The sequence below is a fragment of the Myxococcus sp. MISCRS1 genome (assembly GCF_026626605.1).
GTDB lineage: Bacteria > Myxococcota > Myxococcia > Myxococcales > Myxococcaceae > Myxococcus > Myxococcus fulvus.
Genome location: NZ_JAPNKB010000001.1, coordinates 4,464,905 through 4,483,017 on the forward strand (window position 1 = coordinate 4,464,905; position 18,113 = coordinate 4,483,017).

An 18,113-nucleotide genomic window follows, 5' to 3' on the forward strand; every position below is an offset into this window, starting at 1 on the left:
TCGGGTGGGCACGCGTGGTTCAACGAGGCTTGCGACGCTGCTCGCTCAGCCTGGCGTTGAAGTCGTGCTCGGCGGCGTCCGCGTAGGCCTTGCAGGTCAGCGCCTTGGCGCCGGCCTTGTCTCCGGCGGAGTATTCCCAGCCGCTGAAGCTCGGATGAGGTGACAGCAAGACATCACAAGGCAGCGCGCGCACGGTGGCGAGGCTGCGTCGATAGTCGTCGACGAGTCGGGGGTAGCGCGGGTTGCCCAGCAACTGATACCCGGGGGTGCTGAGACTGTCGACGTAGGCGATGCGCACGGGCTTGCCGTCTCGTGTATCCGTCCACGTCCAGGCGGTGCTGCCAGGGGTGTGCCCTGGCATGAAGTGCGCGGTGAACTCGACGCCGCCCTGCTTGACGACCTCGCCGTCCATCACCACGCGGTCCACCACGACGGGGGCGAAGACGAAGTCATCACCGAAGTGCAGATCATCGACGCCCCCGCGAGCCAGCAGGACCGCGGATTCGGCGCTGGCGACGACCCGCGCGCCGGTGCGGCGCTTCAACGCGGCGAAGGGACCGGCATGGTCGGCATGGGCGTGGCTGCTCAGCAGCAGGCGCAGGTCCTGGGGCTTGAAGCCACGACGCCGCAGGTTCTCCAGCAGATGGTCGGCCATCTGGGGCATGCCGCCGTCGAGCAGCACGACACCGTCCTGGGTCTCCACCAGCAGGGCGGTCAGCTCCTCGGTGCCAATCTGCCAGGTGTGGTCGGCGATGCGCAGCGGCAGGATGGGCTGCAACCAGGGCGCATCCACGGTGTAGGCCTGTAACTGTGGAAGCGGCGGGAGTTTCGGCTGAGCCGGCGGTGTGGCGACAGCGGTCGCGGCGCCCAGCAGGCAGGAGGAGAGAACCCAGGTGAATATCCGGAAGCGCATGGTGGGTGAAGAGGGCAGGAAGGTGCGGGGACGCTAGCACGGCACCACGCGGGGGCTTCGCGGATACGGGACCGCAAGACGTGGTGTCTCCGAGCCACGACTCACGTCATGGGTCGTCGGACATCTCGTCGAGCTGTCCTTGGGCCACTTCGCGATAGTGCGGCACCCGCTCGACGGCGAGCACGTCCCGCATCACCTGGCGAGCAGCATCGAAGTCGCCGGCTCGCTTGTGACGGCACCTCTGGTTCAGTGAAGACACCATGCGGCTGGAGCCCTCGCGAATGCGCCGCGCGCACTCTTCCAAGAGCGTCCGGGCGCCAGCGTCCGTTGCCAGCAAATCGGTGGCTTCGGAGATACCGATACCAACCTCACGGGCCGTGCGCTCGAGCAGGGTGCGGATGTCATCGGTGAGCACGAGGCCTTCACCGCCCTGCAACACACGACGGGCAAGGGTGCGGATGGGGTCCCAGTCCAGTTCATCGGACACGCACGACCTCGTCTTCGGATAGCACTTGTCGCCTGGCCATTCCTGCGGGCCCTACCACCTCTCGAGGGGTCGAGGCATGTCCTGAAAGTCCCTTCAAGGGCAATCCACGGAGGCGTCGATGTGCATGCGTAGGCCTGGGGCGTTGGAAGATTGGGGTGGACGCCCAGGAGAAGGTGGGGCGTGGCGTGCTTCCAGGTGACGGTCCGCTCCTGGCCGGTATTCCCACGTGCCGGTGCGCACGCTGTTCCTGGGAGCCATTCGGATGAAGTTGGAGATGCTGCTGGAGGAGGCACTTCGGGGGTGATGGGGCCGGACAGGTGAGGGAGGTTCGCGAACCCTGGCTTGGGTTGTGATTACTCTCGCCTGCAAAAGCGGGGATGCATGAACACCATCTGGAAGTGGTTGTGGGTGACGGCCGCATGGTTGCTCATCGGCTGCGCTACGACAGACGCTGGCGATAGGGCACGACTCGGCGACGGGGCTGGACAGTCGGCCTCGGAGTGCGCCGCGGAGTCAGAAGATGCCGGGTGCACGGTCGTCGCGTGTGAGGGCGAGACGTGTGGCCTCTACCGGTGCGAGGACGTGGCCACACCTCCGCTGGCGCTGCGTGGGAGTGCGCCCACGAGGGCCGCGCGAGCCCCACAGCGTAACTGGCTCCCCTCCATGCCCATGCCGGGCCGCGAGCCGGTCATGGTCTTCAAGTTCCACCGAGACGAGGAACTGCCCAGTCAGGCCCGCGTGCGCAAGGCTCATGCCGAATGGGCGTCCAGGCCCAAGGAGAAGCACCACATCTTCCCCAGGGCGCTGGAGGAGTACTTCACCAGGCGTGGCATCAACATCCACGAGTTCGCCCTCGCCATCGACGTGGCCCAGCACAAGCGAATCCATCGGGACGGGTACGGTGGACCGTGGAACAGCGATTGGCGAGAGTTCATCCAGCGGGTGGAGAAGGACGGGAAGCGCGCGGAGAGGTGGGAGTTGATGGAGCAGGCGGGCTACATGATTCAAAAGTACGGTCTGGTGGGCATGCCCATGTCGTACTGGCAGAAGCTCGGTGACTGGAGTCTCGCGGAAGAGGGAGGTGGGTGATGCGCTATTTTCGGCTGAAGACGTCCGCAACGGGCTCGAAGCACCGAGGCAGCTACATCGCGAAACGGCAATGGCGCCTGCCCGACTCGGTCTGCCCGACATGCGATACCGAGTACTCGGACCTCGGGTTGGAACTCCCCCCCGTGAACCTTTCGAACCACCCCGGAGAGAAGGAGTTCCGCAAGGCACGGCAGGTGCCCTGGGATGAGTACGTGCGGCTCCGTGATGGAGTGATGCCTTACCTGCCGGAGGGAGCCGTCGTTCAGCCAGGCGTGGGCCTGGGCCCTCTCGTTGGGAAGGCCAGCGGCAGTCTCCCGCCCTTCGTCCTGCAAGACCCATGGACGATGTTGGTCCACGGCGACGTGCTCGAGCAGATGACGGCGGCGGGCCTGACGGGCATCGCGCCCGTGGAGAGCCGCATCACGGGGAACAAGCGGGGGCCGCTCTACGAACTGGCCCTCACCCGACAAGGCGCGCTGGGCGCCGGGTGCCAGCGCGTGCACTACGGCGAGCCGTGTGTCACGTGTGGTCAGTCCAAGTACGCCACGTCCGACACGTGGTGGCTCGACGCGGGGAGCGTGCCGACGCTCGACGTGGTCCGGTTCGCTGCGATGCCGGTGTACATCCTCGTGAGCGAGCGCTTCGCGGAGTTCGCCGCACGTCTCGACGAGAGCGGTGTCGCCGTCGAGGATGTGATGGGCCCGCCTCCCGAGAAGAAGCTGCCGCGCAAGGGAGCGCCGCCGGAACCCGTGCTCGTGTGAGTCGGTGCAGTCCCTGCTGGACTCCTCACTCACCCAGTTCTTCCGTGCGGTGGCGCGACACCAGGCCTGAGCCGATATTTCCATCTCACGACAACCATTCCCGAGCCCAGGGAATGAGGCTGAAAAAGCAACAACTCCAGGTCGACGGTCTCCGGCTGGAAATGAGCACGGCGTCGCCCGGGTAGTCCTCCCGCGCGGAATCCTCCGCGCATGGGAGGACACATGTATCGAATCATGATGAGCACGGCGTTGATGGTGGGACTGGGCGGAGGCTTCACCCTGGGGGCCTTCCCGCTGGCGGCGGAGGCCGCGGGCCCCTCCATCCCGCCCATCTGCAGCAGGTCCCAGTGCCAATACCAGTGCAGCCTGTCGGGTGCGAATGGCGCCTGCATCAATGGGATGTGCCTCTGCTACATCGACGTCTGACACCCCGGGTCGCTGAAAACACCGCGCCCACCTCGAGCCCCTGTTGCAAGGGCCCGGGTGGGCGTCGGAACCGTCAGGCCCGACTCACGGCGCCGGCAGCGGACTGAAGCTGGCGTCGTTGGGGCCCGAGGCGCCCCAGTTGTTCTGCCGGACGTTGAGCGTCCGGTACGTGAGGGAGCCCTCCCACTCACCGATGAGGATGAGGAAGGATGGCGTGGCGAGCACCCTGCCCCGGATGAAGCGCTCCTGTGAGGACCCACCCGTCGTGCGCACGCCCAGCCACGTGTACGCCGGGGACGTGTTGGACACGGGCGGAGAGAAGACCACACCCGCCGCGGGCTCGGTGGCCGTCAGGAACGACGCCTCCGTGAGGAGCGGTGAGAAGTCCCCCCGACTGAAGCCATCCTCCAGCATCGAATAGGCCCCGAAGTCGAGCGGCGTCGGCGCGCTGGCCGAACAGTGGATGAAGCGCAGGAACGCCGACGGAGGCACCTCCGCCGCGAACCGCTCCCTCACCACGGTGAGCGTCGGCGAGGCACCCTGTCGTCCACACAGCACGCCCAGGTAGCGGCCACCGGCCTCCAGCGGCCCGCTGTTCGCGGACTCGAGCACCGCCTGCCCGGGCTGACCATTGACGGTGACGCGCACGGGAACGCCCGTCTCCGACACGGGCAGGTCCGCCACCTTCGGCGACGTGCCGTAGGTGATGCCCGTGGCGATGTTGAGCGACTGGTAGACGACCTGGAGCGAGGACGCCGTGCCCCCGGGTGTGGCGGGGAGCAGCCCGTTGAAGAAGTAGACCAGCGGCCCGCGCCGCAGCCGCACGACCTGGTCCTGCTTCGCGGTGATGATGAGCAGCGCGGAGGCCCCATCATCCGGCAGCGTGCGCCGGTCCTCACCGGTGTTGATGACATAGTACGCCCGCCCCTCCTCGAGCGTCCGCGGCGGCAGGTTGTAGTAAAGCCATCCACTCTGCGAGGGCGTGAAGGCCGGGCTCGCCCCCGTGACGCTCACCCTCACGTCCTCCCGTGGAACCAGCACCCCCTCCTCGTGCTCGTCCACCGAGTAGGCATTGACCGTGTTGCCCTCGTAGGGATTGCCCGCCTCGTCGGCCAGGCGCCGCGTCGCCGTCGCGGAGGTGACCCGGTCCGCCGACATGAAGCGCACCCGCACCAGGTCCGGCTCCGTCTCGACCCCCAACGCGTCATCCCTCAACACCACCAGCCGAGGACGGTCCGGTCGCTCCTGTCCCACCTGGAGCAACGAGCCCGCGCCCACCACCGTCACCCACTTCCCCGCCTCCAGCGTGAAGCCCACCTGCGCGAGCACCGGAGCCGACTCGCCTCCTTCCGTGTCGCGCGCCACGAACACCACCTCCTGAGTGTCGCCCGTGAGAATCACCTCCTGGAACGCGGTCACCGCCTCGCCCCCCGCCTCCACCGAGGTGAACAGCTTCGAGTCCCCCACGTGCAGGTCCACCGAGAAGGGCGCCCAGGGCTGGTCCGTCACATCCGTGGGATTGCCCTTCGAACCCAGGAAGGCATTCACGAAGCGCACCCGCGCCCGAGGCCGCGTGTCCGGCCCCGCATCCGGAATCCCCGCATCCGGAGTCCCCGCGTCCGGCACGACAGGGCCCGCATCCGGAGCCCCCGCATCCGGGACGACAGGGCCCCCATCCGGCCCACTGTCGACAGGTCCGGGGCCGGAGTCCCGTCCCGCGTCCGGCACGCCCGAGTCCGGCACGCCCGAGTCGGGCCTCGGGTCCTCGGAATCATCTCCACACCCGATGGGCCCCACCGACAACAGGCCCGCCAGCATCAACAACCACACACGCAGGAGTCTGCTCTGGGTCACGTTGTCACTCCGGAAGAAAGGACTCACACGGCCAGGGCCGCTCACGGCGTCACTCCACGCTCACACTCGGTCCGCAGGGGATGGATGGCGCTCGCGCCACGCGACAGCTCGTCACGCAGGTAGAAGTAGGCCATCACCCCCACGTTGAACTGCGCGCGCTGCAGCCACTCGGTGAGCGCGGGCTCCTGTCCGCCGCGCACCGCGTCCGTCAGCACATTGTCGAGCGTGCAGACCTCCTCCCACATGCGCACGCCGCCCACCGCGTTGCGATTGCCACTCGGAGGCTCCGCCGACGCGGTGCCGAAGTTCCCCGTGCGGATGAGGTCACACGCCCCGCGCCCCGCACCCAGCATGTTCGCGCCCCACTTGCTCCAGTCCGAGGCGCGCGGCGAGAAGTCGATGTCCACCTCGCCGTATTTGATCCACGCGCTCATGAACTCCGGCGTGAACTGCACCGTCGTCCCACCCGACGCCATGTACGCCAGGTAGCGAGCCGCCCCATGGGGGTTCAGGCTGTCGAACAACCCCAGGTTCGACACGCCATCCGTCGCGCCGAACATGCCGCTGACCAGGTTGGCCACGCGGCCGCCATTGAGCGCCACCAGCACCTTGGCCGCGCCCGTCTGTCCATCCCCCGCGCGTCCGTGACAGTTGGCGCAGATGCCCTGGTACGCCGTGGCCCCCGGCGTGGAGTAGTACAGCTCGCCCCAGGGCGCGCGAGGGTTGCCCAGCGCGTTCACCATCCACTTGTCTCGCGAGTCGTTCCACGGGTCATGCCCGTCGGGAGGACTGCTCCGCGTGGGGAACGAGCAGACGCGCTTGGGCTGCCACCAGTTGGTGGGGAAGCGCTTCTTCGCCAGCTGCTCGTGGCGCTCGGTAATCGCGTACCGCGTGAGGAACTCGAACGGCCCGTGGCCGATGGCCTGACGCCAGTCGTGTCCGCGCGGCTCGTACGGCACCTTGTCGGTGAAGTCCTCGGCAATCCAGGTGACGTCCGCCGGGTCCGAACACGAGCCCGCCACCGCGGTGTCCGCCTGCCGCAGCCGAGTCCGCACCGCCTCCAGCTTCGCCTCCGGGCTCAACGACTTCTCCGCGGGCCACTCGAGCGTCGCCAGGTAGCGCGCCACCAGGAGCGACGCGCGGCAGTCCTTGCCCGGCACGTTGGTGGGCATGTGGATGACGCGCGCGTCCGTGTCCCGCGCCACGCGCTGGTACAGCGTGCTGGACGGCGTGCGGAGGACCAGGTCCTGCTGGAAGCTGGGCACCTCGCAGTCCGCGTACACGCGCTGCCCGTTGCTCTCCTTCACGCCACACGGGTTCCAGCCGAACAGGATGCCCTCCGCCGTGAAGTCCAGCGAGGCAATCGCCGGGTTGCTCCGCACCGCGAACCCGTTGGGGCTGTGGCACTGGCCGCAGTTGCCGACGAAGTACCCCTGCAGCTCCAGCGCCGCCTTCCGGGCCTCCTCCGACCCGGGCAACGCGCGGGCCTCGGCGAAGCGCTCCAGCCGGGGCAGGTGCTCCTCCAGCGCCGCCAGCTCCCGGAAGACGGGCACGCCAGTGACGACGCCATAGCGCACCAGCCGGTCCATCTGGTTCAGCTCGTCCTCCTCCACCCGCGTCTTCGCGTCCACGCCCGCCTCGCCCGAGGCGCGGCGGTTGAGCTGGAGCGGCGTGAAGCCGAGGACGAAGTTCCGGGCCTCCGCGCCCGTGTGACACTGGACGCAGCGGTGGGCTCCGGGGACGGCGTAGTTGCGCGTGGCTCCGCCAATCTCGAACGCCTTGTAGACGAGGACCCGGTCCGAGAACGGCTCGTTGTCCCGGTAGCGCAGGTCATGCAGCTCCGCCACCGTCTCGTCCTCGTTCCAGAGGTAGGTGCCGAAGAGCGACTGATTCCACGGCTCGCGCACCACGATGAGCCGCGTCTCGATTCTGCGATAGCGCCGGTGCCCGTTGCCGTCCGACACCGCCTTGAAGAACGTCTTGTAGAAGCGCGTGTTCGGCGGGACGTGGAACCGCTTCGTCTCCGCGTCGTACCGGATGGACTGTCCCGCGGGGACATGAACCAGCCGCAGCTTCTTGGCGTTGTCGGAGAAGAGCGGGTACGTGGGCGCGAAGGCCACCGTGCCGTGCTCCACCAGCTTCGCCATGTCGAACGTCATGATGTCGGTGTCCGTCTCCGACAGCAGGCGCGGCAGCTTCGTGAGCCCCGCGAAGAAGGTGTCCTTCGGAGCATCGCTGCCCAGCGGATACTCCGGGGAGACGTAGGGCACGCAGTTGCCCAGGTCCGTCATCGCGTCGCCCACCTCGCGCGCCACCGCGACACCGCCCTCGGACGACGCCTCACATCGGACGGGGAACGCCCCCGCCGGAGCGCCCTGCGCCAGCCACGACTGGAGCGCGCAGGACACCTCCACCGCCTCCTTGAGCTGCGAGGGCGTCGCGCGCGGCGGCATCTCGCCCTGGGCCGCCTTCAAGGCCATGCGCGCGCCGTCCCGCTTCAACCCCTCCACATCGGAGGTGTACTGGAAGCCACCCTGGATGTTGGGCGCCACGTGGCAGGAGGCGCATTGCGCATCCACCCGCGTCTTCAGGTGGTCGAAGGTCTCCGTCATCGTGGGACGGGTGCCCGCCTGGCGCAGCGGAATCCGCTCCGCCGTGCGCGCGGGGAGACAGGCCCGCTCGTAGGCGGGCACCTCCACCGGCACCTCCTTCACGGGCTCCGGCTCGGACGAGCAGGCCAGCACGACCGGAACGAACGTCAGACACAACAGCAGCGCGCGGCCTGGGCCCGGCCCAATCCGTGTCATCCCCATGATGATGTCCCTCCCGCATCCTCCGGATGCACCGTGACCACCCCAGGCCTCCCCCACCGGGTCCAGCTGGATGAAGGAGACCTGCCAGGATGGGGCGCACCCTAGCCGCGCGCACCGGCAGTCAATGCCAAGTCCTTGCAACAAAACCAGACACGCCCCCGCCCGCACCCAGCCATGACACAAGACGTCTGCCTTTCGACGTCTCACGAACACGTCACGGCCGGATGTGAAGAAAGGCGCTCAGGTCCCGGCCATGTCACGGCACGGCGATGGCGCGAATCCGTCCCAGCTTGTGCGTGCCGCGCTCGGTGAACCACAGGTGCGCATCCAGGCACCAGGAGCCCGGCGGCGCGAGCACGATGCCGGAGGGCCGGCTGTTGGGTGACGCAAGGGCATACTCGGTGATGGTGCCCGCGTAGGAGATGCGGCCGATGCGGTTGCCGGCGAGCTGGGTGAACCAGAGCTGACCATCCGGCCCCAGCGCGATGGCATTGGGCTGGCTCCCCGGCGTGGGCAGGGCGAACTCCGTCACCACGCCCTCCGGCGTGATGCGGCCGATGCGGTCCCCGGCCTGCTCGGTGAACCAGACATTGCCATCCAGGCCCGCGACGATGGCGGACGGAGCGCTCCGGGCCACCGGCAGCTCGAACTCCCGGATGACGCCGTCGAAGGAGATGGAGCCAATCTTGTTGGCCGCCTGCTCCACGAACCAGAGGTTGCCGTCGAAGCCCTGGGTGATGGCGCGAGGCTGGGCGCCCGCCGTCGGCAGCGCGAACTCCGTCACCACGCCCTCGGGCGTGATTCGGCCGATGCGGTTGCCCACCACCTCGGTGAACCAGACATTGCCATCCAGGCCGGCGGCGATGCCGGCGGGGCTCGAGCCGCGGCTGGGCAGCGGGAACTCCGTCACCACCCCGTCACGGGAGATGCGTCCCACCTGGTTGGCGGCCAGCTCCGTGAACCACAGGTGCCCGTCGAAGCCCGCGGCAATCTGTTGCACGCCCGCGCCCGACGTGGGGAGCGGGAACTCGGTGAGCACCCCGCTCCGGGTGGCGCGCCCCACCTTGTTGGAGCCGGCCTGGGTGAACCAGAGCGCCAGGTCCGGGCCCACGGTGATGCTCAGGGGGCCCGAGCCCGCGGACAGGGAAATCTCCGAGACGTCCCCCACCGCGCCCCGCGAATCCCGGCAGACCCACGGCGCGGCCTGGAGGTCGGACGCCAGGGCGGGCGCGCCCACGAGCGAGGTGGAGACGAGGAGCAGCGACGAGCGAAGCACGACATGAAGGTTCGAGCGCATGGGAGCAGGACTTCGGTTGCGGGAAGACGTTGAAAGGAAAAGGGGAGCGAGGGAGCCCCCCCGCTCCCTCGCTCCAGCGGGTCAGCCGATGACTAGTTGCACAGGCCCTGGCCGCGGCCCTTGTCGCCGCCGCAGTCGAGCGCGCCCAGGTCGCTGCAGGCGATGAAGCCCTGCTCGGTCAGGATGGCCTCGAAGTCCTCGGAGTTCGTGTCGTAGATCCACTCGTGCAGCGTGGCCTCGTCGAACGAGCGGGCCGTGTTGCGGTTCTCGTTCAGGAACAGCCGGCGGGACAGCGGGTAGATGTCCGTGGCGCCCGCCTGGAGCAGCTTGCGGACGTTGGTGGCGTTGGACTCCACGTAGACGCTCGTCGTGGGCGAGATGGGCGCGACGGCCTTCAGCTTGAGCTTCGAGTTGCCCGGACGCGACGCGGAGTCACCGGCGTAGCCGATGGCGTTGGCGCCGGCCTCCGTCAGCCTGCCGATGCAGGCGGTGGCGCTGTCGGACGCGGTGCAGGGGCTGGGGTTGGCGGCGGACTCGTCCACGATGACCGTCACGCCGGGGCAGAACGCGCCGCCCTTGAGCAGCGACTTGAAGGTGTCCGTGGTGCCGGACAGGTCGTCGCGGCGGTACTTGACGATGGGCGCCGACGGCAGACCGAACGCGCTCCAGTCCGTGGGGCACGCGCCGGGGATGGCCACGTTCGCGTTGTCGGTGGCGAAGAAGATGCGGCGCAGCTCCTGCGTGGTGAGGCCGTTGCTCGCCAGCGCCGTGTACGTGCTCGTCTTCACGAACGCGTTCACCGCGTCCAGCGCGATGGTGTTGCTGCGCTCGCCGGGGCAGCAGCCCTTCGCGTCCGCGGCGGTGCCCCCCAGACAGGTGGCCCCCGACGCCGTCTTCGGCGCGGCGAAGTCACGCGACATGGGCGCCAGCGTCTGCTGGCCCGCGCCGCAGAAGCCGCTGGAGCCCACGCCGTTGCGCATGCACGCCTCGCCCACGCCAGAGCCCTTGCCCTCCACGCTCAGCCCGGAGCCCGCCTGCAGCGCCCCGGCGATGAACGTGTCCTTCAGCGTGTCGGAGCCGTAGAAGGCCTGCGCCAGCGCCTGCCCGCGGCTCGACTCCGCCTGCTGCACTCCCACCACCGACTGACCACCGCAACCGACGACCGACATCGCCACCACCGTGGCGGACATCACCCACTTCATGCTGTTCATGGACGACTCCTCAGGTATCGCGGGGGATTGACGGCAAGACGCGGCCCTCTCCCCGCGAAGACGCGGGAGCGGTGAGACCTCGTGCCTGGAGAGGACCGTCGAACCCGGAGGCCCGGGCTTCGACGAGGAGCAAGGTGCCTCAATGGCCAGACAGGCGCTGACTCAACTTGGTCAAGATTTGGCCAGCGCCGCGTCACACCCTCCGTGCGGCAGCCTTCACAGCCGCTTCGTGGCGCGTTCGTGGCGCGCGGCCGCAATGTCAGACACCTGACAGCTGCTGGCCCCACACCACGCCACCTCGCCTGCCCGTGGGTGCTACAGGCCTGTCTGCCTTCCTGCCGGCCGCGTCGTTTTTCCTCCCGCGTTGGCTGGTGGACAGGGATTTTTTCAGGAGACAGGACATCCACCCCGCCCTCCAGACCCATGTCCCCGGGCCCCTCCGAGGGAAAACCCTTGCGGGGACGCCGCTGGCAACCTGCTTGCAGAAGCATCCCCACGGTTGAAGGGCAGAGGGTCGTCGGGGGGTTGGGCGGCGGGAGAGGCTGGGGCGGGCGATGGTGGGTTGGCGGTGGTTGAGCGTGGTGTGTCTGCTGGCGCCTGCACTCGTGGCGTGCGGGGAGCAGGCGATTGCAGCACCACGTGCTCCAGGCCCGGTGGTGGTGGTGGGGACGGCTGAGCGGGGTGGCGAGGGCGAGGGGGTCATGGCGTGGTCGCGTCCGCTGGCGCACGGGGACAGCGAGGCGCCACACGCGGTGATTGCTCCCGACGGGGACGTCCTCGTCGCGGCGACATACCGGGAGCCTATGGACGTGGGGGGCGGCCCTCTGCCTTTCAACCGGAGTGCATCAAAGCCTCATCTGTTGGTGGCGCGCTTCTCCCCGGACGGGGCCCTGCGCTGGGCCCACGGGGTCGTGCCGGAGGAGGGCACCTCGCGCGTGCGCGTGGGCGGGCTCGTCATCGACACCCAGGGACGGCCGTGGCTGGGCGGCGCCATCTCCGGCGCCACGCTCTCGGGCACGCGCCTGCCGGATGGTCCCTTCATCGCGCGCCTGTCGCCCACGGGCTCCGTCGAGGCCGTGAAGGACTTCACGGGAGAGGGCGCGCTCACCATCCAGGCCGTCACCTCCGACGCGGGCGGCGTGGTGGTGGTGGGAGACTTCAGCGGCGAGCACGACTTCGGCGACGCCGTGCGCTCGCCTCCGGACGGTGAGCGCGGCGCCTTCGTCCTGCGCCTGGACGCAATGGGCCGCACGCGCTGGAGCCGCGTCTGGTCCGCGGGCGCGGAGGGCTTCGTCACCGCGCGCGCCGCGGGCGTGGATGCCTTCGGCGGCATCTACGTGGGCGGGGCCTACGCGGGCGCGGTGTGCTTCGGCGGCGGCCAGTTCCTCACGGTGCGCCAGCGCACGCCCTTCGTCCTCAAGCTGACGCCCGAGGGCGCCCACGCGTGGAGCCGCGACTTCCGAGGCTCCACCGGCGCGGTGAACGCGCTCGCCGTGGGCCCCGACCGCGTCTACGTGGCGGGCGCCTTCTCCAGCCGCTTCTACTTCCAGGGCCAGCCCCACGACGCGGGCAACCACCACGGCTTCGTCGCGGCCTTCAGCGCGGACGGCCAGGAGCGCTGGGCGCGCTCCTTCGCCGCCACCGCCACCGCGCTCGCCACGGATGACGCCGGACAGCTCACCATCTCCGGCACCCACGACGGCGCCCTGGAGCTGGCCCGCACCGCCGCGCCCGCGGGCCTCTACGTCGCCCGGCTCCAGCCCGAGAAGGGCGACGCGCTCTGGGTCCGCACGCTCGAAAGCCCCCAGCAGCCGTCAGCCCGCACCGTGGCCGTGGATGTCACAGGGCATACATTGGTGGCTGGCGCGCTGCGGCGAAAGCTTCCGCCAGGGACGCCCTATCCGCAGCCGCAGGATGGTTTTCTTTTCCGCCTGAAACCCTGACACGAAAAATGGCGGGAAATACTTAGACGCGGCATCCCAATCATTTGTCTTGCGGGCAATCGAAGCCTGTCTCGGATTCGACTTCCCACGGGCGGCCATGGTATTCGCCGTCTCGCCTTCGGACGCGTGCCGTTCGCGCGCCTTGAAGGGCGAGGCTGTGCTGAAGCGTCGGCGCGCGGCAACTTCGTTCGCAGACGGCCAACCCCTCGACACCACTCCCTGTCATCCCGGGGCGCGGCGTTGTGGGTCGCGCTTCCGGCCGAGTCTCTGTGAGGAGTTGCACCCCCATGACAAGCACCGTTTCACGCAAGGACGCTCCGTCCCGGAGCGTCACCGGCGTGGTCGCCAGGGCCCTGGGGCTCCTGTCGGTCCTCGCCGCCACGTCCGCTCACGCCAGTGAGGCGGACCTGGTCCTCCCCGACTTCGCCACCAAGACGTTCCTGGGCGGCGGACTCAATGGCCATCAACTGCTGCTGTCCGGCATCGCGGTGAGCGTGCTGGGGCTCGTCTTCGGCTTCCTCCAGTACGCCAGCCTCAAGAAGCTGCCCGTGCACCGGGCCATGCTCGAGATCTCCGAGCTCATCTACGAGACGTGCAAGACGTACCTGATGACGCAGCTGAAGTTCATCGGCGTGCTGTGGGCGCTCATCGCGGTGGTGATGGTGGGCTACTTCGGCTTCTTGCGTCACATGGACGCGGGCCGGGTGGGCATCATCCTCGTCGCGAGCCTCGTGGGCATCGCCGGCTCGTGCGGCGTCGCCTGGTTCGGCATCCGCGTCAACACGTTCGCCAACAGCCGCACCGCCTTCGCGAGCTTGCGCGGCAAGCCCTACCCCACCTACGCCATCCCCCTGCAGGCGGGCATGTCCATCGGCATGGTGCTCATCAGCACGGAGCTGTTGCTGATGCTGGCCATCCTGCTGTTCATCCCGGCGGACTTCGCGGGCCCGTGCTTCATCGGCTTCGCCATCGGCGAGTCGCTGGGCGCGTCCGCGCTGCGCATCGCGGGCGGCATCTTCACCAAGATTGCCGACATCGGCTCGGACCTGATGAAGATCGTCTTCCGCATCAAGGAGGACGACGCTCGCAACCCGGGCGTCATCGCGGACTGCACGGGTGACAACGCGGGTGACAGCGTGGGCCCGTCCGCGGACGGCTTCGAGACCTACGGCGTGACGGGCGTGGCGCTCATCACCTTCATCCTGCTGGCGGTGGGCGAGGGCTTCCGGGTGGAACTGCTCGTCTGGATCTTCATGATGCGCATCGTGATGGTGCTCGCGTCGCTGGCCGCCTACGCGCTCAACAACGTGTACCAGTCCGCCAAGTACAAGAACGCGGACCACATGAACTTCGAGCACCCGCTCACCGCGCTGGTGTGGGTGACGTCCATCATCTCCGTGGCGCTGACGTTCCTGGTCAGCTACCTGCTCATCCCCAACCTCAACGGCGACCCGTCGCTGTGGTGGAAGCTGTCCGCCATCATCACCTGCGGCACGCTGGCGGGCGCCATCATCCCGGAGGTCATCAAGGTCTTCACCTCCACGGAGAGCCGCCACGTGCGCGAGGTGGTGACGGCCAGCCGCGAGGGCGGCGCGTCGCTCAACGTCATCTCGGGCCTGGTCGCCGGCAACTTCTCCGCGTACTGGATGGGGCTCGTCATCGCCATGCTGATGGGCCTGGCGTTCTGGTTCAGCGGCTCGGGCGTCGCGGGCGAGGGCGTGGGCCAGCTCATGATTGCCGCGCCGGTGTTCGCCTTCGGCCTGGTGGCCTTCGGCTTTCTGGGCATGGGCCCGGTCACCATCGCCGTGGACTCGTACGGCCCGGTGACGGACAACGCGCAGAGCGTCTACGAGCTGTCGCTCATCGAGAACGTCCCCAACGTGAAGGACGAGGTGAAGCGCGACTTCGGCTTCACGCCCGACTTCGAGAAGGGCAAGGAGTACCTCGAGGAGAACGACGGCGCGGGCAACACCTTCAAGGCCACCGCGAAGCCGGTGCTCATCGGCACGGCCGTGGTGGGCGCCACCACGATGATCTTCTCCATCATCGTGCTGCTCGTCGGCATCAAGGACGGCGTGCTCGACCCGGCGAAGGCCCAGTACCTGTCCCTGCTGCACGCCCCGTTCCTGTTGGGCCTCATCACCGGCGGCGCCATCATCTACTGGTTCTCCGGCGCGTCCATGCAGGCGGTGTCCACGGGCGCCTACCGCGCGGTGGAGTTCATCAAGGCCAACATCAAGCTGGAGGGCGTGGAGAAGGCCAGCGTGTCGGACTCCAAGAAGGTCGTCGAAATCTGCACGCAGTACGCGCAGAAGGGGATGATCAACATCTTCCTGGCGGTCTTCTTCAGCACGCTCGCCTTCGCCTGCCTGGAGCCGTACTTCTTCGTGGGCTACCTCATCTCCATCGCCATCTTCGGCCTGTACCAGGCCGTCTTCATGGCCAACGCGGGTGGCGCCTGGGACAACGCCAAGAAGCTGGTGGAGGTGGAGCTCAAGGCCAAGGGCACGGAGCTGCACGCGGCCACCGTCGTCGGCGACACCGTGGGCGACCCGTTCAAGGACACGTCCTCCGTGGCGCTCAACCCGGTCATCAAGTTCACCACCCTCTTCGGCCTGCTCGCCGTGGAGCTGGCGGTGGAGCTGGAGGCCTCGGGCCAGGGCCAGCTCACCCGCATCCTCTCGGTGGTGTTCTTCGTGCTCTCGACGGTGTTCGTCTACCGCAGCTTCTACGGCATGCGCATCCAGAGCGTCGCCGGCGCCAGCGCGCCCGAGTCCAAGCCCCAGGCCGCGGTGAAGACGGCCTGAGCGCCGCCTCCCCTGCGTGATTCAACAGCGGCGGGGTGCCTGTCCCAGGGCCCCGCCGCTTCGCGTTCTCAGGCGCCAATGCCCTCGGGGTCCGTCAGGTGCTCGCCGCCCAGGTGCATGCCCGTCTGGCAGCGGTAGTCCGTCACCAGCGCCACCGCCAGCGACGACAGGCCCAGCAGCACGTGCGCCGCGGCGGTGAGGGGGTGCCTCTTCGCATAGCCCAGCGCGAAGGGCGCCAGCACCGCCGCCGCGCCGTGGACGTAGTCGAACAGCTCATGCACCTCGATGGGGATGAGCTTCGAGACGCTCAGCCGCGCGTCGGTGAGCAGCGTGATGCCAACGAGCGACGCGCCCAGGGCCCAGCCCGCTCGACGCGCTGTCCCATCCTCGGACAGGTGCCCCGCCACCACCGCGGCCACCCCGGCGCGGTAGTCCAGCAGCGTGTGGACCTCCGAGGGCACCCAGCGGCGCAGCGGGAAGCGCTCCAGGAGCGGCCGGGAGAGGATGCCCGCCCGGGCGCTGGTATCCACCAGGTGGCGCGCCACCCGGCGGGGGGCGCTCTCCGCCCGGGGGGCGGTGGGAGGGGGCGGCAGGACGGACAGGCTCATCACGGGGCTCCTTTCCGGGGCGGTGCCAAGGGCTCCCCCTGACGGTAGGCACGCCCGCCGCCAGCGCCCCTCCCCGCATGCCCGCGGAAGTAGGAATCCCGGCCACCACTCCTCACCCCTCCCGCACGGCAAGCGGCCGAGGGGGCTTCCACTCAACCGGCCGCCCCAGGCAGACTATGTCCGACTTACGGTCTCTACATTCTCAGAGGCCGATAACCGCGGCGCGCCGCACCACCCGAGAGAACGCGATTCATGGCAACTGGTACCGTGAAGTGGTTCAACGATGCGAAGGGCTTTGGTTTCATCGTGCAGGACGGTGGTGGTGAGGACGTGTTCGTCCACCACACGGCCATCAACATGGATGGCTTCCGGACGCTGCAGGAAGGCCAGAAGGTGGAGTTCGAGGTCGGCCGCGGCCCCAAGGGCCTCCAGGCGCAGAACGTTCGCGCGGGCTGAGCCTTCTTCCAGTCCTGGACGTGCCTGAAGCCCGTCTCCGCGTCGCGCGGGGTCGGGCTTCTTCCTTTCCGTCGGGGCGCGGGCTTTGCGAGGCTGGGCCGCCCATGCGCCTGCCCCGCTTCCCCCGAGTCATCGGCTTCGACGATGGGCCCTTCCCCCGCCGCGCGGGAGTCTCCGTGCCCCTGGCGGGCGTGGTCTGCGCGGGCACGCGCTTCGAGGGGCTCGTCTGGGGGCGCGTGCGCAGGGACGGCTGGAACGGCACGCACGAGGTGTGCCGGCTGCTGGAGGGCGGCAAGTTCCTGCCGCAGGTGCATCTGGTGTTGCTGGATGGCATCGCGTTCGGCGGCTTCAACGTGGTGGACCTGCCCGCGCTCGCGGCGCGCCTGGGCAAGCCGTGCGTGGCGGTGATGCGCAGGCCGCCGGACCTGGACGCGGTGGAGCGCGCGTTGAGGCGGCTGCCGCGCGCGGACGAGCGCTGGGCCACGCTCCGCCGTGCGGGGCCCATCCACCAGCTTGCGGGCTTCACCTTCCAGGTGCAGGGCGCCGGGCCCGACGACGTGGCGGAGGCGCTCCGGCGCGTGACGGACAGGGGCCACGTGCCGGAGGCGCTGCGGCTGGCGCACCTCATCGGCTCGGCGGTCGTCACCGGTGAGAGCAGTCAGCGCGCCTGAGTCGGATGTGACTCGACCTCACGTTGGGCGCGGAGGATTGCGCTGGCGTGAGATGGGGATGCGCGCTGGTGGCAATGTTCCATCGTCCCGGGTCTGTCGTGACACAATTCCTTTCGACTATTCCAGGGCGGACAGACTGTCCGGGGGTGGTTTCGGAGTGGCCCGGATGTTTGTTATTGTTTGTCCTCCCCAGGAGGGAGGGCTCCATGTTCGAGGTCTCCAACGATACGAACCGCCGCACCGTCACGGTGCGGTTGAAGGGCTTTGTCCGACCCAATGAGATGAAGGATTTCGCCGCGGCCTACCGGACCGCGACGGATACGTATGCGAAAGGCCGGCACCTGGTGCTGGCGGATATGCGGGGCTTGAAGGCGCTGGAGCCGGAGTCGGCGGCCATCTTCGGCGAGGTCGTCCAGTACGGACGCGAGCGGGGCTGCCTGGTGTGCGTGCATGTGTCGGACTCGGTCATCGCCCGGCTCCAGACGGCGCGCGTGGCCTCCGAGACGGTGACGGAGAACGGCGACATCACCGTGAATTGTGTGTCCATCGAGGAAGCCGACAAGCAGCTCGCCAAGGCCCGCACCCAGCACTTCCTGGTGAACGAGCCCGCGGTCGCCCACGCCCGCTGACGACAGTCTCATCTCCCCGCGCGGGCCCCCTCCCCGACGTCACTGTCGCGCCCGCACGGGATGTCTCACCCTGGCAATCACTGTCTCGAGGACGCCGGCTCACCCCGGCCTGGCGGTGCCATGTCTCGAGACACGGCCGCGGAGGTGA

General features: G+C 68.8%; 15 protein-coding genes. 8 read left to right on the forward strand and 7 right to left on the reverse strand.

The genetic code is table 11. From position 1 onward, the window contains the following. Positions 1 to 19 precede the first annotated feature (19 nt). Together bla and OWM54_RS17350 are read right to left on the reverse strand one after the other, a co-directional pair. Entirely contained in the window at positions 20 to 913 is an 894-nt protein-coding gene (gene bla, locus OWM54_RS17345) for a subclass B3 metallo-beta-lactamase (protein ID WP_420715335.1), read from the reverse strand. Positions 914 to 1,019: 106 nt separating this feature from the next. Further along, complete coding sequence (locus OWM54_RS17350) at positions 1,020 to 1,400, reverse strand: DUSAM domain-containing protein (protein WP_223782384.1); 381 nt, start codon at positions 1,398 to 1,400, stop codon at positions 1,020 to 1,022. 381 nt (positions 1,401 to 1,781) lie between these two features. On the opposite strand from OWM54_RS17350, the gene OWM54_RS17355 reads away from it, so the two are divergent. From OWM54_RS17355 to OWM54_RS17365, 3 genes are all read left to right on the forward strand, one after another. Then, positions 1,782 to 2,489 carry a TIGR02269 family lipoprotein gene (locus OWM54_RS17355; protein ID WP_223749230.1) on the forward strand — a complete coding sequence of 236 codons (708 nt, stop codon included), beginning with the start codon at positions 1,782 to 1,784 and terminating at the stop codon, positions 2,487 to 2,489. Continuing rightward, the gene (locus OWM54_RS17360; protein WP_267701138.1) at positions 2,489 to 3,250 is read left to right on the forward strand and encodes a double-CXXCG motif protein; all 762 of its coding nucleotides are present in this window, start codon (positions 2,489 to 2,491) and stop codon (positions 3,248 to 3,250) included. Before OWM54_RS17355 ends, OWM54_RS17360 begins: the two co-directional genes overlap by 1 nt. Before the next feature lie 222 nt (positions 3,251 to 3,472). Continuing rightward, on the forward strand, positions 3,473 to 3,676 hold the full coding sequence (locus OWM54_RS17365; protein WP_141331950.1) for a hypothetical protein: 204 nt from the start codon (positions 3,473 to 3,475) through the stop codon (positions 3,674 to 3,676). 84 nt (positions 3,677 to 3,760) lie between these two features. Here the strand turns inward: OWM54_RS17365 and OWM54_RS17370 are convergent, their stop codons facing one another. The 4 genes from OWM54_RS17370 to OWM54_RS17385 all read right to left on the reverse strand — a co-directional run bounded on the left by OWM54_RS17370 (position 3,761) and on the right by OWM54_RS17385 (position 10,851). Then, positions 3,761 to 5,530, reverse strand: coding sequence for a DUF4397 domain-containing protein (locus tag OWM54_RS17370; RefSeq protein ID WP_267698228.1), 1,770 nt, complete (start codon positions 5,528 to 5,530; stop codon positions 3,761 to 3,763). 41 nt (positions 5,531 to 5,571) lie between these two features. Further along, complete coding sequence (locus tag OWM54_RS17375) at positions 5,572 to 8,343, reverse strand: c-type cytochrome (protein WP_267698229.1); 2,772 nt, start codon at positions 8,341 to 8,343, stop codon at positions 5,572 to 5,574. A gap of 256 nt (positions 8,344 to 8,599) precedes the next feature. Next, entirely contained in the window at positions 8,600 to 9,640 is a 1,041-nt protein-coding gene (locus tag OWM54_RS17380; RefSeq protein WP_267698230.1) for a Virginiamycin B lyase, read from the reverse strand. 92 nt (positions 9,641 to 9,732) lie between these two features. Then, positions 9,733 to 10,851, reverse strand: a complete 1,119-nt coding sequence (locus tag OWM54_RS17385; protein WP_267698231.1) for a substrate-binding domain-containing protein — start codon at positions 10,849 to 10,851, stop codon at positions 9,733 to 9,735. Positions 10,852 to 11,714: 863 nt separating this feature from the next. Between OWM54_RS17385 and OWM54_RS17390 the strand changes: the two genes are divergently transcribed. Together OWM54_RS17390 and OWM54_RS17395 are read left to right on the forward strand one after the other, a co-directional pair. Beyond that, positions 11,715 to 12,794, forward strand: a complete 1,080-nt coding sequence (locus OWM54_RS17390; protein WP_267698232.1) for a hypothetical protein — start codon at positions 11,715 to 11,717, stop codon at positions 12,792 to 12,794. Between the two features lie 287 nt (positions 12,795 to 13,081). Continuing rightward, complete coding sequence (locus OWM54_RS17395) at positions 13,082 to 15,601, forward strand: sodium-translocating pyrophosphatase (protein WP_267698233.1); 2,520 nt, start codon at positions 13,082 to 13,084, stop codon at positions 15,599 to 15,601. Positions 15,602 to 15,669: 68 nt separating this feature from the next. Here the strand turns inward: OWM54_RS17395 and OWM54_RS17400 are convergent, their stop codons facing one another. Further along, positions 15,670 to 16,209, reverse strand: a complete 540-nt coding sequence (locus tag OWM54_RS17400; RefSeq protein ID WP_267698234.1) for a hypothetical protein — start codon at positions 16,207 to 16,209, stop codon at positions 15,670 to 15,672. A 252-nt stretch (positions 16,210 to 16,461) separates the two neighbouring features. Between OWM54_RS17400 and OWM54_RS17405 the strand changes: the two genes are divergently transcribed. The 3 genes from OWM54_RS17405 to OWM54_RS17415 all read left to right on the forward strand — a co-directional run bounded on the left by OWM54_RS17405 (position 16,462) and on the right by OWM54_RS17415 (position 17,965). After that, positions 16,462 to 16,665: a cold-shock protein gene (locus OWM54_RS17405; RefSeq protein WP_046710823.1), complete on the forward strand. Its 204-nt coding sequence runs from the start codon at positions 16,462 to 16,464 to the stop codon at positions 16,663 to 16,665. Positions 16,666 to 16,769: 104 nt separating this feature from the next. Beyond that, positions 16,770 to 17,336, forward strand: coding sequence for a DUF99 family protein (locus OWM54_RS17410; protein ID WP_267698235.1), 567 nt, complete (start codon positions 16,770 to 16,772; stop codon positions 17,334 to 17,336). A 206-nt stretch (positions 17,337 to 17,542) separates the two neighbouring features. Next, positions 17,543 to 17,965 carry a hypothetical protein gene (locus OWM54_RS17415; RefSeq protein ID WP_141331705.1) on the forward strand — a complete coding sequence of 141 codons (423 nt, stop codon included), beginning with the start codon at positions 17,543 to 17,545 and terminating at the stop codon, positions 17,963 to 17,965. Positions 17,966 to 18,113 lie beyond the last annotated feature (148 nt).

Excerpts from the sequence above, each read along its gene's own strand:
- OWM54_RS17355 (WP_223749230.1), top strand. The coding sequence starts at position 1,782 with ATGAACACCATCTGGAAGTGGTTGTGGGTGACGGCCGCATGGTTGCTC.
- OWM54_RS17365 (WP_141331950.1), top strand. The coding sequence starts at position 3,473 with ATGTATCGAATCATGATGAGCACGGCGTTGATGGTGGGACTGGGCGGA.
- OWM54_RS17395 (WP_267698233.1), top strand. The coding sequence starts at position 13,082 with ATGACAAGCACCGTTTCACGCAAGGACGCTCCGTCCCGGAGCGTCACC.
- OWM54_RS17400 (WP_267698234.1), bottom strand. The coding sequence starts at position 16,209 with ATGAGCCTGTCCGTCCTGCCGCCCCCTCCCACCGCCCCCCGGGCGGAG.
- bla (WP_420715335.1), bottom strand. The coding sequence starts at position 913 with ATGCGCTTCCGGATATTCACCTGGGTTCTCTCCTCCTGCCTGCTGGGC.
- OWM54_RS17405 (WP_046710823.1), top strand. The coding sequence starts at position 16,462 with ATGGCAACTGGTACCGTGAAGTGGTTCAACGATGCGAAGGGCTTTGGT.
- OWM54_RS17375 (WP_267698229.1), bottom strand. The coding sequence starts at position 8,343 with ATGGGGATGACACGGATTGGGCCGGGCCCAGGCCGCGCGCTGCTGTTG.
- OWM54_RS17415 (WP_141331705.1), top strand. The coding sequence starts at position 17,543 with ATGTTCGAGGTCTCCAACGATACGAACCGCCGCACCGTCACGGTGCGG.
- OWM54_RS17380 (WP_267698230.1), bottom strand. The coding sequence starts at position 9,640 with ATGCGCTCGAACCTTCATGTCGTGCTTCGCTCGTCGCTGCTCCTCGTC.
- OWM54_RS17410 (WP_267698235.1), top strand. The coding sequence starts at position 16,770 with ATGCGCCTGCCCCGCTTCCCCCGAGTCATCGGCTTCGACGATGGGCCC.
- OWM54_RS17360 (WP_267701138.1), top strand. The coding sequence starts at position 2,489 with ATGCGCTATTTTCGGCTGAAGACGTCCGCAACGGGCTCGAAGCACCGA.
- OWM54_RS17385 (WP_267698231.1), bottom strand. The coding sequence starts at position 10,851 with ATGAACAGCATGAAGTGGGTGATGTCCGCCACGGTGGTGGCGATGTCG.